We start from the raw sequence: 15,592 nt of genomic DNA on the forward strand, positions 1-15,592 counted from the left end.
GCTGCGGTCAGAGTGGTCTTACCGTGGTCAACGTGGCCGATGGTGCCGACGTTAACGTGGGGAAGGGAACGATCAAATTTTTCTTTAGCCACGACAGTGAACCTCTTGCCTAAAGGGCTGGATTAGCCTTGTTTTTTAACGAGTGCTTCGACGATGTTCGACGGAGCTTCGGAGTACTTGGAGAATTCCATGGAGTAGCTTGCGCGACCCTGAGACATGGAACGGACGTCGGTCGCATAACCGAACATTTCTCCCAGCGGGACTTCTGCACGGATAACCTTGCCGGAGACCGAGTCATCCATACCCTGGATCAGACCACGACGACGGTTCAGGTCACCCATCACGTCACCCATGTAATCCTCAGGGGTTACTACCTCAACCTTCATGATCGGTTCAAGCACAACACCGCCGCCCTTCTGAGCCAGCTGCTTGGTCGCCATGGAGGCCGCGATCTTGAACGCCATCTCGTTGGAGTCGACGTCGTGGTACGAACCGTCGAACACGGTAGCCTTCAGGCCGATCAGAGGATAGCCGGCAACAACGCCGTTCTTCATCTGCTCTTCGATACCCTTCTGGATCGCCGGGATGTATTCCTTCGGAACCACACCGCCAACGACTTCGTTGGTGAAGACCAGGCCTTCGGTGATGTTGCCCTTGTCATCCTGGTCCGGCTCGGAGAAGCGGATCCAGCAGTGACCGAACTGACCACGACCACCCGACTGACGAACGAACTTGCCTTCGATCTCGACGTTGGACTTGGTGATCTTCTCGCGGTACGAAACCTGCGGCTTGCCGATGTTGGCCTCAACGTTGAATTCGCGCTTCATGCGGTCAACGATGATGTCCAGGTGCAGCTCACCCATACCGGAGATGATGGTCTGGCCGGTTTCTTCGTCGGTCTTGACGCGGAACGACGGGTCTTCCTGGGCCAGCTTGCCCAGCGCGATACCCATCTTTTCCTGGTCTTGCTTGGTCTTCGGCTCAACAGACAGCGAGATCACTGGCTCTGGGAAGTCCATACGCTCGAGGATGATTGGCTTGTCGGCGTCGCACAGGGTTTCACCGGTGGTGACGTCCTTCATGCCGATCAGGGCCGCGATGTCGCCAGCGCGTACTTCCTTGATCTCTTCACGCTGGTTGGCGTGCATCTGCACCATACGACCAACGCGCTCTTTCTTGCCTTTGACCGAGTTGATGACCGAGTCACCGGAGCTCAGAACGCCCGAGTACACGCGAACGAAGGTCAGGGTACCTACGAACGGGTCGGTAGCGATCTTGAACGCCAGGGCCGAGAACGGCTCGTTGTCGTCGGCATGACGCTCGTCGTGACGAACGGCAGGATCGTCCTTGGCCAGATCCTTGTCATCCGGGTTGATACCCTGGATGGCCGGAATTTCGGTCGGCGCAGGCAGGAAGTCGATGACGGCGTCGAGAACCAGGGGAACACCCTTGTTCTTGAACGAGGAGCCGCAGACAGCAGGAACGATCTCGCTCGCCAGGGTACGGGCGCGCAGACCAGCCTTGATCTCTTCGACGGACAGGTCACCTTCTTCAAGGTACTTGTTCATCAGCTCTTCGTTGGCTTCAGCAGCGGACTCGACCATGTTGGCGCGCCACTCTTCAGCCAGCTCCAGCATATCGGCAGGAATTTCTTCCTCACGATAGGTGGTGCCTTTGTCGTCTTCGTTCCAGTAGATGGCTTTCATCTTGATCAGGTCGACCTGACCCTGGAAGTTGTCCTCGGCGCCGATAGCCAGCTGAATTGGAACCGGGGTGTGACCCAGGCGGTTCTTGATCTGGCCGACAACGCGCAGGAAGTTGGCACCGGCACGGTCCATCTTGTTCACGTAGACAACACGTGGAACGCCGTACTTGTTGGCCTGACGCCATACGGTTTCGGACTGCGGCTCAACGCCGGAGGTACCGCAGAATACGACGACCGCGCCGTCGAGTACACGCAGCGAACGCTCTACTTCAATGGTGAAGTCAACGTGGCCGGGGGTATCGATGACGTTTACGCGGTAGTTGTCGTACTGACCACGGGAGCCTTTCCAGAAGGTGGTAACGGCAGCGGAGGTAATGGTGATACCGCGCTCCTGCTCCTGCACCATCCAGTCGGTGGTCGCGGCGCCATCATGCACCTCGCCCATCTTGTGGCTCAGACCTGTGTAGAACAGGATCCGCTCGGTAGTGGTAGTCTTGCCCGCATCGACGTGCGCGCAGATACCGATGTTACGGTAGCGGTTAATAGCTGTAGTACGAGCCATAAAGCCCTCGCAAAAAAATTGATGCTTGAATTAGAAGCGGTAGTGCGAGAACGCCTTGTTGGCTTCGGCCATACGGTGCACGTCTTCACGCTTCTTGACTGCAGCACCCTTGCCTTCAGCAGCATCCAGCAGTTCACCAGCCAGGCGCAGGGCCATGGACTTCTCGCCGCGCTTGCGGGCGTAGTCTACGAGCCAGCGCATTGCCAGAGCGTTACGACGGGACGGACGAACTTCAACCGGAACCTGGTAAGTGGCACCGCCGACACGGCGGGACTTTACTTCGACCAGCGGAGCGATGGCGTCGAGAGCTTTCTCGAAGATTTCCAGGGGGTCGCTGTTCTTGCGTGCTTTGACGGTATCCAGGGCACCGTAAACGATGCGCTCGGCTACGGCCTTCTTGCCGCTTTCCATCACGTGGTTCATGAACTTGGCGAGGATCTGGGATCCGTACTTCGGATCGTCCAGGATCTCACGTTTTGCTGCTACACGACGTCTTGGCATGATAAGCCCTCAAACGGTCTTCAGGTTAGCCCGGGACGCGGGTCTTCGACCCCTGCCCGACCTTACTCTTATCGACTCAAAAAATTGGATGTCTGCAAACGGCCGATTACTTCGGACGCTTGGTACCGTACTTGGAACGACCCTGGTTACGGCCTTTGACGCCCGAAGTATCCAGAGAACCGCGAACGGTGTGGTAACGAACACCTGGCAAGTCTTTTACACGGCCGCCACGGATCAGGACGACGCTGTGCTCTTGCAGGTTGTGGCCTTCACCGCCGATGTACGAGGAAACCTCGAAACCGTTGGTCAGACGCACACGGCATACTTTACGCAGTGCCGAGTTAGGTTTTTTCGGCGTGGTGGTGTACACGCGGGTGCACACGCCACGACGCTGCGGGCAGTTCTGCAGCGCAGGTACGTCGGATTTCTCGACGGTACGCTTACGCGGCTGACGTACCAGCTGGTTGATAGTTGCCATCTACTAGCTCCACTGATTGTCTTGCGACGCTATTGTCTTGCAAGAAAGCCAAAAATTGGCGAGACGGAGCCTCACCAAATTTAAGGGTACAAAAGTCTAAAGAGGATCTTGCACCCAGTCAAGACGAGGCCCCGGCCCTCCTCGCCCGGTCATCGGCAACAATTCATGTCACCGATGCCTTGCAGGATGAACCGGGGCCCTGCCCTGTTCTTAGTTACCGCTGGAGTTCAGCGCTTCGGTCAGTGCGGCTTCCACCTCACTGGCGCTCACACGCAGCGGCTTGTCGGCATCACGGCGACGCTTACGCTCGCTGTGGTAGGCCAGACCGGTACCGGCCGGGATCAGACGACCCACGACCACGTTTTCCTTCAGGCCGCGCAGGTAGTCGCGCTTGCCGGTGACGGCCGCCTCGGTCAGCACGCGGGTGGTTTCCTGGAAGGAAGCCGCGGAGATGAACGATTCGGTCGACAGCGAGGCCTTGGTGATACCCAGCAGTACACGCGAGAACTTCGAGACGAACTTGTCCTCGGCGGCGAGACGCTCGTTCTCGACCAGCACCTGGGTCAGTTCCATCTGGTCGCCCTTGATGAAGCTGGAATCGCCGGACTCGGTGATCTCAACCTTACGCAGCATCTGACGCAGGATGGTCTCGATGTGCTTGTCGTTGATCTTCACGCCCTGCAGGCGGTAAACGTCCTGGATCTCGTTGACGATGTACTTGGCCAGCGCGCTCACACCCAGCAGGCGCAGGATGTCGTGCGGATCGCTCGGGCCGTCGGAGATGACTTCGCCGCGGTTTACCTGTTCGCCTTCGAAGACGTTCAGGTGGCGCCACTTCGGAATCAGCTCTTCGTACGGCTCGCTGCCATCGGTCGGGGTGATGACCAGGCGACGCTTGCCCTTGGTTTCCTTACCGAAGGCAATGGTGCCGCTGACTTCAGCCAGGATCGACGCTTCCTTCGGACGACGCGCTTCGAACAGGTCGGCAACGCGCGGCAGACCACCGGTGATGTCACGGGTCTTGGACGTTTCCTGCGGAATACGCGCGATAACGTCACCCACACCGATCTGTGCACCGTCAGCCACACCGACGAGGGCGTTGGCCGGCAGGAAGTACTGGGCAGGTACATCGGTACCTGGCAGGTACAGGTCCTTGCCAGCGGCGTCGACCATCTTGATCGCAGGACGGATTTCCTTGCCTGCGGCAGGGCGATCCTTGACGTCCATCACTTCGATGTTGGTCAGGCCGGTCAACTCGTCGGTCTGACGCTTGATGGTGATGCCTTCTTCCATGCCCACGAAGGTCACGGTACCTTTCAGCTCGGTCACGATCGGGTGGGTGTGCGGGTCCCACTTGGCGACGATGGCGCCAGCTTCGACCTTCTCACCTTCCTTGACCGAAATGACCGCACCGTACGGCAGCTTGTAGCGCTCACGCTCACGGCCGAACTCGTCGGCAATGGCCAGCTCGCCAGAACGCGATACGGCAACCAGGTTGCCATCGGCGCGCTCGACCTGCTTGAGGTTGTGCAGACGCACCATGCCGCCGTTCTTCACCTGGACGCTGTCGGCAGCCGAGGTACGGCTTGCAGCACCACCGATGTGGAAGGTACGCATGGTCAGCTGGGTACCCGGCTCACCGATCGACTGGGCAGCGATAACGCCGACAGCCTCACCGATGTTCACCTGGTGACCGCGAGCCAGGTCACGACCGTAGCACTTGGCGCAGATGCCGTAGCGGGTTTCGCAGCTGATCGGCGAACGCACGACCACTTCGTCGATGCTGTTCAGTTCGATGAACTCGACCCACTTCTCGTCGACCAGGGTACCGGCCGGAACGATGACGTCTTCGGTACCCGGCTTGAACACGTCACGGGCGATGACACGACCCAATACGCGCTCACCCAGCGGCTCGACAACGTCGCCGCCTTCGATGTGCGGGGTCATGACCAGACCCTGGTCGGTGCCGCAGTCGATCTCGGTCACCACCAGATCCTGGGCCACGTCGACCAGACGACGGGTCAGGTAACCGGAGTTCGCGGTCTTCAGTGCGGTATCCGCCAGACCTTTACGAGCACCGTGGGTCGAGATGAAGTACTGCAGAACGCTCAAGCCTTCACGGAAGTTCGCAGTGATCGGCGTCTCGATGATGGAGCCGTCCGGCTTGGCCATCAGGCCACGCATACCGGCCAGCTGACGGATCTGGGCCGCGGAACCCCGCGCACCGGAGTCAGCCATCATGTACATCGAGTTGAAGGATTCCTGCTCGACTTCATTGCCTTCGCGGTCGATGACCTTCTCTTTCGAGAGGTTGGCCATCATCGCCTTGGACACTTCGTCGTTCGCCTTGGACCACAAGTCGATGACCTTGTTGTACTTCTCGCCCTGGGTTACCAGGCCGGAGGCGTACTGGCTCTCGATTTCCTTCACTTCGTCGGTAGCGGTACCGATGATGCGGGCCTTCTCGTCCGGGATAACGAAGTCGTTAACACCGATCGATACGCCGGAAATGGTCGAATAGGCAAAGCCGGTGTACATCAGCTGGTCGGCGAAGATGACGGTTTCCTTCAGACCCACCACGCGATAGCACTGGTTGATCAGTTTGGAGATCGCCTTTTTCTTCATCGACTGGTTGACGACGTCGAACGGCAGGCCAGCAGGCACGACCTGGAACAGCAGCGCACGGCCGACGGTGGTGTCGACGATACGGGTGTTCTTGGTGATGCTGCCGTCACGCTCCTTCACGGTCTCGTTGATACGGACCTTGATCTTCGCGTGCAGGGCAGCCTCGCCGGCGCGGAATACGCGGTCGACTTCCTGCAGGTCAGCGAACACACGACCTTCGCCCTTGGCGTTGATGGCTTCACGGGTCATGTAGTACAGACCCAGAACCACGTCCTGCGAAGGAACGATGATCGGCTCGCCGTTGGCAGGCGACAGGATGTTGTTGGTCGACATCATCAGCGCGCGCGCTTCGAGCTGGGCTTCCAGCGTCAGCGGCACGTGCACGGCCATCTGGTCACCGTCGAAGTCGGCGTTGTACGCAGCACACACCAATGGGTGCAGCTGGATTGCCTTGCCTTCGATCAACACCGGCTCGAACGCCTGGATACCCAGACGGTGGAGGGTCGGCGCACGGTTGAGCAGTACGGGGTGTTCGCGGATCACCTCGGCCAGGACGTCCCAGACCTCAGGCAGCTCGCGCTCGACCATCTTCTTGGCGGCCTTGATGGTGGTCGCCAGACCACGCATTTCCAGCTTGCCGAAAATGAACGGCTTGAACAGCTCCAGGGCCATCTTCTTCGGCAGACCGCACTGGTGCAGGCGCAGGGTCGGGCCTACGGTAATTACCGAACGACCGGAGTAGTCCACGCGCTTACCGAGCAGGTTCTGACGGAAGCGACCCTGTTTACCTTTGATCATGTCGGCCAGGGACTTCAGCGGACGCTTGTTCGAGCCGGTGATGGCGCGACCGCGACGGCCGTTGTCCAGCAGGGCGTCGACCGCTTCCTGCAGCATGCGCTTTTCGTTGCGCACGATGATGTCCGGCGCCGACAGGTCCAGCAGGCGCTTCAGACGGTTGTTACGGTTGATCACCCGGCGGTACAGGTCGTTCAGGTCGGAAGTCGCGAAGCGACCACCATCCAGCGGAACCAGCGGACGCAGGTCTGGCGGCAGAACCGGCAGAACGGTCAGGACCATCCACTCAGGCAGGTTGCCCGAGCCCTGGAAAGCTTCCATCAGCTTCAGGCGCTTGGACAGCTTCTTGATCTTGGTTTCCGAGTTGGTCTGCGGAATCTCTTCGCGCAGGCGGCCAATCTCGTGCTCCAAGTCGATAGCATGCAGCAGCTCGCGGACAGCTTCGGCACCCATGCGGGCGTCGAAGTCGTCACCGAACTCTTCCAGCGCTTCGAAATACTGCTCGTCGTTCAGCAGCTGGCCCTTTTCCAGGGTAGTCATGCCCGGATCGATAACGACATAGCTCTCGAAGTAGAGCACGCGCTCGATGTCACGCAGGGTCATGTCCATCAGCAGGCCGATACGGGACGGCAGCGACTTCAGGAACCAGATGTGGGCAACCGGCGAAGCCAGCTCGATGTGCGCCATGCGCTCACGACGAACCTTGGCCAGGGCGACTTCAACGCCGCACTTCTCACAGATCACACCGCGGTGCTTGAGGCGCTTGTACTTACCGCACAGGCACTCGTAATCCTTGACTGGGCCAAAGATCTTGGCGCAGAACAGGCCGTCACGCTCAGGTTTGAACGTACGGTAGTTGATGGTTTCCGGCTTCTTAACTTCACCGAACGACCACGAACGGATCATCTCAGGCGACGCCAGACCGATGCGGATAGCGTCGAACTCTTCGACTTGACCCTGGTTTTTCAGCAAATTCAGTAGGTCTTTCAAGGCCTTTCCTCCTGGCGGAGCAGGAAGCGGGCATTACCTGCCCCGCTCCCCTTCGCGTCACGTGTTATTCGGTTTCCAGATCGATATCGATACCGAGCGAACGGATCTCTTTGATCAACACGTTGAAGGACTCGGGCATGCCCGGCTCCATACGGTGATCGCCATCCACGATGTTCTTGTACATCTTGGTACGGCCGTTCACGTCGTCCGACTTCACTGTGAGCATTTCTTGCAGGGTGTATGCCGCGCCGTATGCTTCCAGCGCCCACACTTCCATCTCCCCGAAACGCTGACCACCGAACTGCGCCTTACCACCCAGCGGCTGCTGGGTAACCAGGCTGTACGAACCAGTGGAACGCGCGTGCATCTTGTCGTCCACCAAGTGGTTCAGCTTGAGCATGTACATGTAACCCACGGTTACAGGACGCTCGAACTTGTTGCCGGTACGGCCGTCGAACAGGACCATCTGGCCGCTCTCAGGCATATCGGCCAGCTTCAGCATGGCCTTGATCTCGCGCTCCTTGGCACCATCGAAGACCGGGGTAGCCATCGGCACGCCTTTCTTCAGGTTGTTGGCCAGGGCGAGGATCTCTTCGTCCGAGAACTCGTCCAGGTTTTCCTGGCGACCGCCGATCTCGTTGTAGACCTCGGTCAGGAAGCTGCGCAGCTCAGCGGCCTTGCGCTGCTCTTCGATCATGCGGTCGATCTTCTCGCCCAGGCCCTTGGCCGCGAGGCCGAGGTGGGTTTCAAGGATCTGACCGACGTTCATACGCGAAGGTACGCCCAGCGGGTTCAGAACGACGTCGACCGGAGTACCGTTGGCATCGTGCGGCATGTCTTCAACCGGCATGATCACCGAGACCACACCCTTGTTACCGTGACGACCGGCCATCTTGTCACCCGGCTGGATGCGACGGCGGATAGCCAGGTAGACCTTGACGATCTTCAGTACGCCTGGAGCCAGATCATCGCCTTGCTGCAGCTTGCGCTTCTTGTCTTCGAACTTGTCGTCCAGCAGGCGACGGCGATCGACGATGTACTGCTGAGCCTTTTCCAACTGCTCGTTCAGTGCATCTTCAGCCATGCGCAGCTTGAACCACTGGCCGTGCTCCAGACCGTTCAGGACTTCGTCAGTGATAACGGTGCCTTTCTTCAGGCCCGCACCACCGTCGACAACCTGGCCGTTCAGGGCTGCACGCAGACGTTCGAAGGTCGCGCCCTCGACGATGCGGAACTCTTCGTTGAGGTCCTTGCGGATCTCGTCCAGCTGCATCTTCTCGATGGCCAGGGCGCGGCTATCGCGCTCGACGCCGTCACGGGTGAAGACCTGGACGTCGATGACGGTGCCCTTGGTACCGGTCGGCACGCGCAGGGAGGTGTCCTTAACGTCGCTAGCCTTCTCACCGAAGATGGCGCGCAGCAGTTTTTCTTCCGGCGTCAACTGGGTCTCGCCTTTCGGAGTGACCTTGCCGACCAGGATGTCGCCAGCGCCGACTTCGGCACCTACGTAGACGATACCGGCTTCGTCCAGCTTGTTCAGCGCAGCCTCACCCACGTTCGGGATGTCCGCGGTGATTTCCTCTGGGCCAAGCTTGGTGTCACGCGCCACACAGGTCAGTTCCTGGATGTGGATAGTGGTGAAGCGATCTTCCTGGACCACACGCTCGGACAGGCAGATGGAGTCTTCGAAGTTGAAGCCGTTCCACGCCATGAACGCGATGCGCATGTTCTGACCCAGCGCCAGTTCACCCATGTCGGTGGACGGGCCGTCGGCCATGATGTCGCCACGCGCGACCACATCACCCTTGCTCACCAGCGGACGCTGGTTGATGCAGGTGTTCTGGTTCGAACGGGTGTACTTGGTCAGGTTGTAGATATCCACACCTGCTTCGCCGGTCTCGACTTCATCGTCGGCCACGCGAACCACGATACGGCTGGCGTCGACCGAGTCGATCACGCCGCCACGACGGGCCACGACGCAGACGCCGGAGTCACGGGCGACGTTGCGCTCCATGCCGGTACCTACCAGCGGCTTGTCGGCGCGCAGGGTCGGAACGGCCTGACGCTGCATGTTCGAACCCATCAAGGCACGGTTGGCGTCGTCGTGCTCGAGGAACGGGATCAGCGAGGCAGCGACGGAGACAACCTGCTTCGGCGAAACGTCCATCAGGGTGACGTCTTCCGGCGCCTTGACGGTGAATTCGTTCAGGTGACGGACCGCTACCAGCTCATCGACAAGCTGCTTCTTCTCGTTCATCGCGGCCGAGGCCTGGGCGATCACGTGATCGGCTTCTTCGATGGCGGACAGGAAGACGATCTCGTCGGTGACCACACCTTCTTTCACCACGCGGTACGGGCTTTCCAGGAAGCCGTACTGGTTGGTGCGGGCGTAGGCCGCCAGGGAGTTGATCAGACCGATGTTCGGACCTTCAGGGGTTTCGATCGGGCACACGCGGCCATAGTGGGTCGGGTGTACGTCACGAACCTCGAAGCCAGCACGCTCACGGGTCAGACCGCCTGGGCCGAGTGCGGAGACACGACGCTTGTGGGTGATCTCGGAGAGCGGGTTGTTCTGGTCCATGAACTGCGAGAGCTGGCTGGAACCGAAGAACTCCTTCACCGCCGCCGCAACCGGCTTGGCGTTGATCAGGTCCTGCGGCATCAGGCCTTCGCTTTCAGCCATCGAGAGGCGTTCCTTGACCGCACGCTCTACGCGCACCAGGCCAACGCGGAACTGGTTCTCGGCCATCTCGCCGACACAACGGACGCGACGGTTACCCAGGTGGTCGATGTCATCGACGATGCCCTTGCCGTTACGGATGTCGACCAAGGTCTTCAATACGTCGACGATGTCTTCCTTGCTCAGCACGCCCGAACCTTCGATCTCGGTACGACCGATACGACGGTTGAACTTCATGCGGCCCACGGCGGACAGGTCGTAACGCTCGGCGCTGAAGAACAGGTTGTTGAACAGGGTCTCGGCGGCATCCTTGGTTGGCGGCTCGCCTGGGCGCATCATGCGGTAGATTTCGACCAGGGCCTCCAGCTGGTTGCTGGTGGTGTCGATCTTCAGGGTATCGGAGATGAACGGACCGCAGTCGATGTCGTTGGTGTACAGGGTCTCGATGCGCACGACCTGAGCCTTGGCGACCTTGATCAGCAGCTCGGTGGTCAGCTCGGTGTTGCACTCGGCCAGGATCTCGCCGGTGGCTGGATGCACGATGGCCTTGGCGGTGGTACGGCCCAGGACGTATTCCATTGGAACGTCCAGCTGCTTGACGCCGGCCTTCTCGAGCTGGTTGATGTGGCGCGCGGTAATACGGCGACCCTGCTCGACGATGACCTTGCCGCTGCCGTCATGGATGTCCATGACCGCGACTTCACCACGCAGACGCTGAGGAACCAGCTCCAGGCTCAGTTTTTCGCCGGAAACGTGGAACACGTTGGTGGTGTAGAAGGTGTTGAGGATTTCCTCGGTGCTGTAGCCCAGGGCACGCAGCAGCACCGAAGCCGGCAGCTTGCGGCGACGGTCGATACGCACGAACACGCAGTCCTTCGGGTCGAACTCGAAGTCCAGCCAGGAACCGCGGTAAGGAATGATACGGGCGGAGTACAGCAGCTTGCCGGAGCTGTGGGTCTTGCCACGGTCGTGGTCGAAGAACACACCTGGCGAGCGGTGCAGCTGGGAAACGATAACACGCTCGGTACCGTTGATAACGAAGGTACCGTTTTCAGTCATCAGGGGGATTTCACCCATGTAGACTTCTTGCTCTTTGATGTCCTTGATCGCTTTGTTCGACGATTCCTTGTCGAAGATGATCAGGCGCACCTTCACACGCAGCGGGACAGCGAACGTCACGCCACGCAGGACACATTCCTTCACATCGAAGGCCGGCTCGCCCAGGCGATAGCCGACGTACTCCAGGGCAGCATTGCCGGAGTAGCTGATGATCGGGAATACCGATTTGAAGGCCGCGTGCAGGCCGACGTCGCGGAACTGATCCTTGGATGCTCCCGCCTGCAGGAATTCGCGATACGAATCCAGCTGGATGGCCAGGAGGTAAGGCACATCCATGACGTCCGGCAACTTGCTAAAGTCCTTGCGGATACGTTTTTTCTCAGTGTATGAGTAAGCCATCAGCGTTCCCCAGCTTGGTCACCTGCTTGTTTGGCTCCCCCCGAGCGGGAGCAGCCAGAAAATCTGCAAACCCCATGGTTTGCACACCCTCTTGGGTGTTCTTGCAGCACGTTATCGGGGCCGACCTGATCGGCCACCAATAACGGAAAAAGGCCGGTGGCATAAGCCACCAGCCGTCAGCCTTTCGCTCAACGCTTGGGCTGGAGTCGCAAAGTCGAAATTACTTCAGCTCGACTTTAGCGCCTGCTTCTTCCAGCTTCTTCTTGGCGTCTTCAGCAGCTTCTTTCGAAACGCCTTCAGCGATCACAGCAGGAGCGCCGTCAACTTTCTCTTTGGCTTCTTTCAGGCCCAGACCGGTCAGTTCACGAACGGCCTTGATCACGTTGACCTTCTTGTCGCCAGCTTCGGCCAGAACGACGTTGAACTCGGTCTGCTCTTCAGCAGCGGCAGCAGCGCCACCAGCAGGGGCAGCAGCAACGGCGGCAGCAGCGGTAACGCCGAAGGTTTCTTCCATCGCTTTGATCAGTTCAACAATTTCCAGAACGGTTTTCTGGCCGATCGCTTCGATGATTTGCTCGTTAGTCAGAGACATGACTATGAATTCCTGTATTGGGGTGACAGCCTACGCGGCCATCAAATTAAACGTTTGATTTCGAAAGAGACTACGCAGCCTTAGGCTGCAGCGGCTTCTTTCTGGTCGCGCAGAGCAGCCAGGGTACGAGCCAGCTTGCTGGTTGCACCTTGGATCACGCTCATCAGCTGTGCGATAGCCTCGTCGCGAGTTGGCAGAGTTGCCAGCACGTCGATCTGGTTAGCGGCAAGGAACTTGCCGTCGAACGCAGCTGCCTTGATCTCGAACTTGTCCTGACCCTTGGCAAACTCTTTGAACAGACGAGCAGCAGCGCCCGGGTGTTCATTGGAGAAAGCGATCAGGGTCGGGCCTTTGAACGCGTCGTTGAGGACCGAGTACTCGGTGCCTTCAACAGCGCGCTTGAGCAGGGTGTTACGTACGACACGTACGTAAACACCAGCTTCGCGGGCCTCTTTACGGAGTCCGGTCATTGCGCCTACAGTCACACCACGGGCATCGGCCACGACAGCGGACAGAGCGACTTTGGCAGCCTCGTTGACTTCAGCGACGATGGCCTTCTTGTCTTCGAGTTTAATTGCCACGGGTTTACTCCTGGTTTTTACCGTTTCATCCAGCCGAGGCCGGATGTCGTTTTGGTGTCTGATTCGGTAACGAATCGGGAGCACCATCTGCGTAGGCTTGTGGTTTAAGGCTTGCGCCGCCTACGGTCTTGGACAGCCCCCGCCAGGCAGGGACCCCAATTTTCAGCAGCCGGTGCGGACAGGGCCACACCGGCCGAGCATTACACGTTCAGCGAGCTCTGATCGATGATCAGACCTGGGCCCATGGTAGTGCTCAGGGTTACGCGCTTGACGTAGATACCTTTCGAGGAAGCCGGCTTGATACGCTTCAGATCGGCGATCAGGGCTTCAACGTTTTCCTTCAGCTTGCCAGCTTCGAAGCCGACCTTGCCAACGGAGGTGTGGATGATACCGTTCTTGTCGGTACGGTAGCGAACCTGACCAGCCTTGGCGTTCTTGACGGCGCCGGCTACGTCTGGAGTTACAGTACCTACTTTCGGGTTTGGCATCAGGCCACGAGGACCCAGGACCTGGCCCAGTTGACCCACAACGCGCATGGCATCAGGCGATGCGATGACGACGTCATAGTTCAGGTCGCCGCCTTTCATTTCGGCAGCCAGATCGTCCATACCTACGCGATCAGCGCCGGCAGCCAGAGCAGCTTCAGCAGCTGGGCCCTGGGTGAAGACGGCAACGCGAACGGTCTTGCCGGTGCCGTGCGGCAGCACGGTAGCGCTGCGAACGACCTGGTCGGATTTACGCGGGTCAACACCGAGGTTGACGGCGATGTCGTAAGACTCGACAAACTTGGCAGCCGGCAGCGAAGCCAGCAGGTTTGCGGCCTCTTCGAAGTTGTAGGCCTTGCCTGCTTCGATTTTCTCGGCGATAGCCTTTTGGCGCTTAGTCAGCTTAGCCATTACACACCCTCCACGTTCAGGCCCATGCTGCGGGCAGAGCCGGCGATGGTGCGCACAGCTGCATCCAGGTCAGCGGCAGTCAGATCAGCCTGCTTGGTCTTGGCGATCTCTTCCAGCTGAGCACGGGTAACGGTACCGACCTTGACGGTGTTCGGACGAGCCGAACCGCTAGCCAGGCCAGCAGCTTTCTTCAGCAGAACCGAGGCAGGGGTGCTCTTGGTTTCGAAGGTGAAGCTACGGTCACTGTAGACAGTGATGATCACGGGAGTCGGCAGACCTGGCTCTTGACCCTGAGTACGGGCGTTGAAGGCCTTGCAGAATTCCATGATGTTCACGCCGTGCTGACCCAGTGCTGGACCGACGGGTGGGCTTGGGTTGGCCTGGCCGGCCTTAACTTGCAGCTTGATGTAAGCCTGAATCTTCTTAGCCATGAGCTACTCCAAAATCGGGTACGAACGCCAGATGGCTCCCCGTATGACTTGCGTTTTATCCCAGTGACGACAAAACCCCGCAGCACATAGGGCTGCGGGGTATGGGATGCGTCGTTCGCCTAGACCTTCTCGACCTGGCTGAACTCGAGCTCTACCGGAGTAGAGCGACCGAAAATGAGCACTGCAACCTGCAGCCGGCTCTTTTCGTAGTTAACTTCTTCGACACTGCCGTTGAAATCAGCGAAGGGACCGTCAATGACGCGAACCACTTCACCCGGCTCAAACAGCGTCTTCGGCTTCGGCTTGTCACTGCCGTCAGCGACGCGACGCAGGATAGCTTCAGCTTCTTTATCGGTGATCGGCGCAGGCTTGTCTGCGGTACCACCAATGAAACCCATGACACGAGGGGTGTCCTTGACAAGGTGCCAAGTCCCTTCGTTCATCTCCATCTGGACCAATACATAGCCAGGGAAGAACTTGCGCTCGCTCTTGCGCTTCTGGCCGTTACGCATTTCGACGACTTCTTCGGTCGGGACCAGGATCTCGCCGAATTCATCTTCCATGCCAGCCAGCTTGACGCGCTCGATCAGAGAGCGCATGACATGCTTCTCGTAACCCGAGTAAGCATGCACGACGTACCAACGCTTAGCCACGGGACACCCTTAGCCAACAATCAAGGAGACCGCCCAGCCGAGCAGGGAATCAAGACCCCACAGCAGCAGCGCCATAACCAGCACAACAACCACTACGATAAGCGTGGTCTGAGTGGTTTCCTGGCGGGTCGGCCACACGACTTTACGGATCTCGGCACGAGCTTCCTTCGCCAACGCAAAGAACGACTTACCCTTCGCAGTCTGCAAGGCAACGAAGCCTGCAACGGCAGCCAGGGCGAGAAGTGCAAGGACGCGATACAGGATTGGAGCTGCGGAATAATACTGATTACCCACAACACCAACGACCACCAATACTACAACAGCCAGCCACTTGAACAGATCAAAACGCGATTCTTGGGCTTCAGTTTTGGGAGTCATCGAGGAGGATCCTGTGAGAAGAAAGCCATCACACCGAGGTGAATGGCAGGTCAGGAGGGAATCGAACCCCCAACCTACGGTTTTGGAGACCGTCGCTCTGCCAATTGAGCTACTGACCTTTAACGCTGTATCAGGCCGGCCATTATGCCGGCCTGATCATGAGAAATCAACTACTTATTCAATAATTTTTGCTACGACGCCGGCGCCGACGGTACGACCGCCTTCACGGATAGCGAAGCGCAGACCGTCTTCCATTGCGATGGTCTT

The 15,592-nt window shown here is 58.9% G+C and carries 13 protein-coding genes and 1 tRNA gene; all 14 read right to left on the reverse strand.

What is annotated here, in order from left to right; translation table 11 throughout:
• Window positions 1-92 (reverse strand): GTP-binding protein (locus AC1MHZ_RS23090; RefSeq protein ID WP_133295916.1); only part of this gene is annotated, 92 nt, incomplete at its 3' end.
• Between the two features lie 30 nt (window positions 93-122).
• On the reverse strand, window positions 123-2,267 hold the full coding sequence (gene fusA, locus AC1MHZ_RS23095) for an elongation factor G (protein ID WP_084859371.1): 2,145 nt from the start codon (window positions 2,265-2,267) through the stop codon (window positions 123-125).
• Window positions 2,268-2,297: 30 nt separating this feature from the next.
• Entirely contained in the window at window positions 2,298-2,768 is a 471-nt protein-coding gene (rpsG, locus tag AC1MHZ_RS23100) for a 30S ribosomal protein S7 (protein WP_003246741.1), read from the reverse strand.
• 106 nt (window positions 2,769-2,874) lie between these two features.
• Window positions 2,875-3,246, reverse strand: a complete 372-nt coding sequence (rpsL, locus tag AC1MHZ_RS23105; protein WP_003257088.1) for a 30S ribosomal protein S12 — start codon at window positions 3,244-3,246, stop codon at window positions 2,875-2,877.
• 210 nt (window positions 3,247-3,456) lie between these two features.
• On the reverse strand, window positions 3,457-7,656 hold the full coding sequence (gene rpoC / locus AC1MHZ_RS23110) for a DNA-directed RNA polymerase subunit beta' (RefSeq protein WP_084859373.1): 4,200 nt from the start codon (window positions 7,654-7,656) through the stop codon (window positions 3,457-3,459).
• 64 nt (window positions 7,657-7,720) lie between these two features.
• Window positions 7,721-11,794: a DNA-directed RNA polymerase subunit beta gene (gene rpoB, locus AC1MHZ_RS23115; RefSeq protein WP_084859375.1), complete on the reverse strand. Its 4,074-nt coding sequence runs from the start codon at window positions 11,792-11,794 to the stop codon at window positions 7,721-7,723.
• Between the two features lie 220 nt (window positions 11,795-12,014).
• Window positions 12,015-12,386 carry a 50S ribosomal protein L7/L12 gene (gene rplL, locus AC1MHZ_RS23120; protein WP_043215349.1) on the reverse strand — a complete coding sequence of 124 codons (372 nt, stop codon included), beginning with the start codon at window positions 12,384-12,386 and terminating at the stop codon, window positions 12,015-12,017.
• A gap of 80 nt (window positions 12,387-12,466) precedes the next feature.
• Window positions 12,467-12,967: a 50S ribosomal protein L10 gene (gene rplJ / locus AC1MHZ_RS23125; RefSeq protein ID WP_084859376.1), complete on the reverse strand. Its 501-nt coding sequence runs from the start codon at window positions 12,965-12,967 to the stop codon at window positions 12,467-12,469.
• A 200-nt stretch (window positions 12,968-13,167) separates the two neighbouring features.
• Complete coding sequence (rplA, locus tag AC1MHZ_RS23130; RefSeq protein WP_084859378.1) at window positions 13,168-13,863, reverse strand: 50S ribosomal protein L1; 696 nt, start codon at window positions 13,861-13,863, stop codon at window positions 13,168-13,170.
• Window positions 13,863-14,294, reverse strand: a complete 432-nt coding sequence (gene rplK / locus AC1MHZ_RS23135; protein ID WP_084859380.1) for a 50S ribosomal protein L11 — start codon at window positions 14,292-14,294, stop codon at window positions 13,863-13,865. Before rplK ends, rplA begins: the two co-directional genes overlap by 1 nt.
• Before the next feature lie 119 nt (window positions 14,295-14,413).
• The gene (gene nusG, locus AC1MHZ_RS23140; RefSeq protein ID WP_011531880.1) at window positions 14,414-14,947 is read right to left on the reverse strand and encodes a transcription termination/antitermination protein NusG; all 534 of its coding nucleotides are present in this window, start codon (window positions 14,945-14,947) and stop codon (window positions 14,414-14,416) included.
• 9 nt (window positions 14,948-14,956) lie between these two features.
• On the reverse strand, window positions 14,957-15,325 hold the full coding sequence (secE, locus tag AC1MHZ_RS23145; RefSeq protein WP_084859382.1) for a preprotein translocase subunit SecE: 369 nt from the start codon (window positions 15,323-15,325) through the stop codon (window positions 14,957-14,959).
• A gap of 43 nt (window positions 15,326-15,368) precedes the next feature.
• Window positions 15,369-15,444 (reverse strand) — tRNA-Trp (locus AC1MHZ_RS23150).
• Window positions 15,445-15,499: 55 nt separating this feature from the next.
• A partial coding sequence (locus AC1MHZ_RS23155; RefSeq protein ID WP_449118062.1) for an EF-Tu C-terminal domain-related protein occupies window positions 15,500-15,592 on the reverse strand: 93 nt, incomplete at its 5' end.

This window comes from Pseudomonas sp. FA-1 (genome assembly GCF_056856075.1).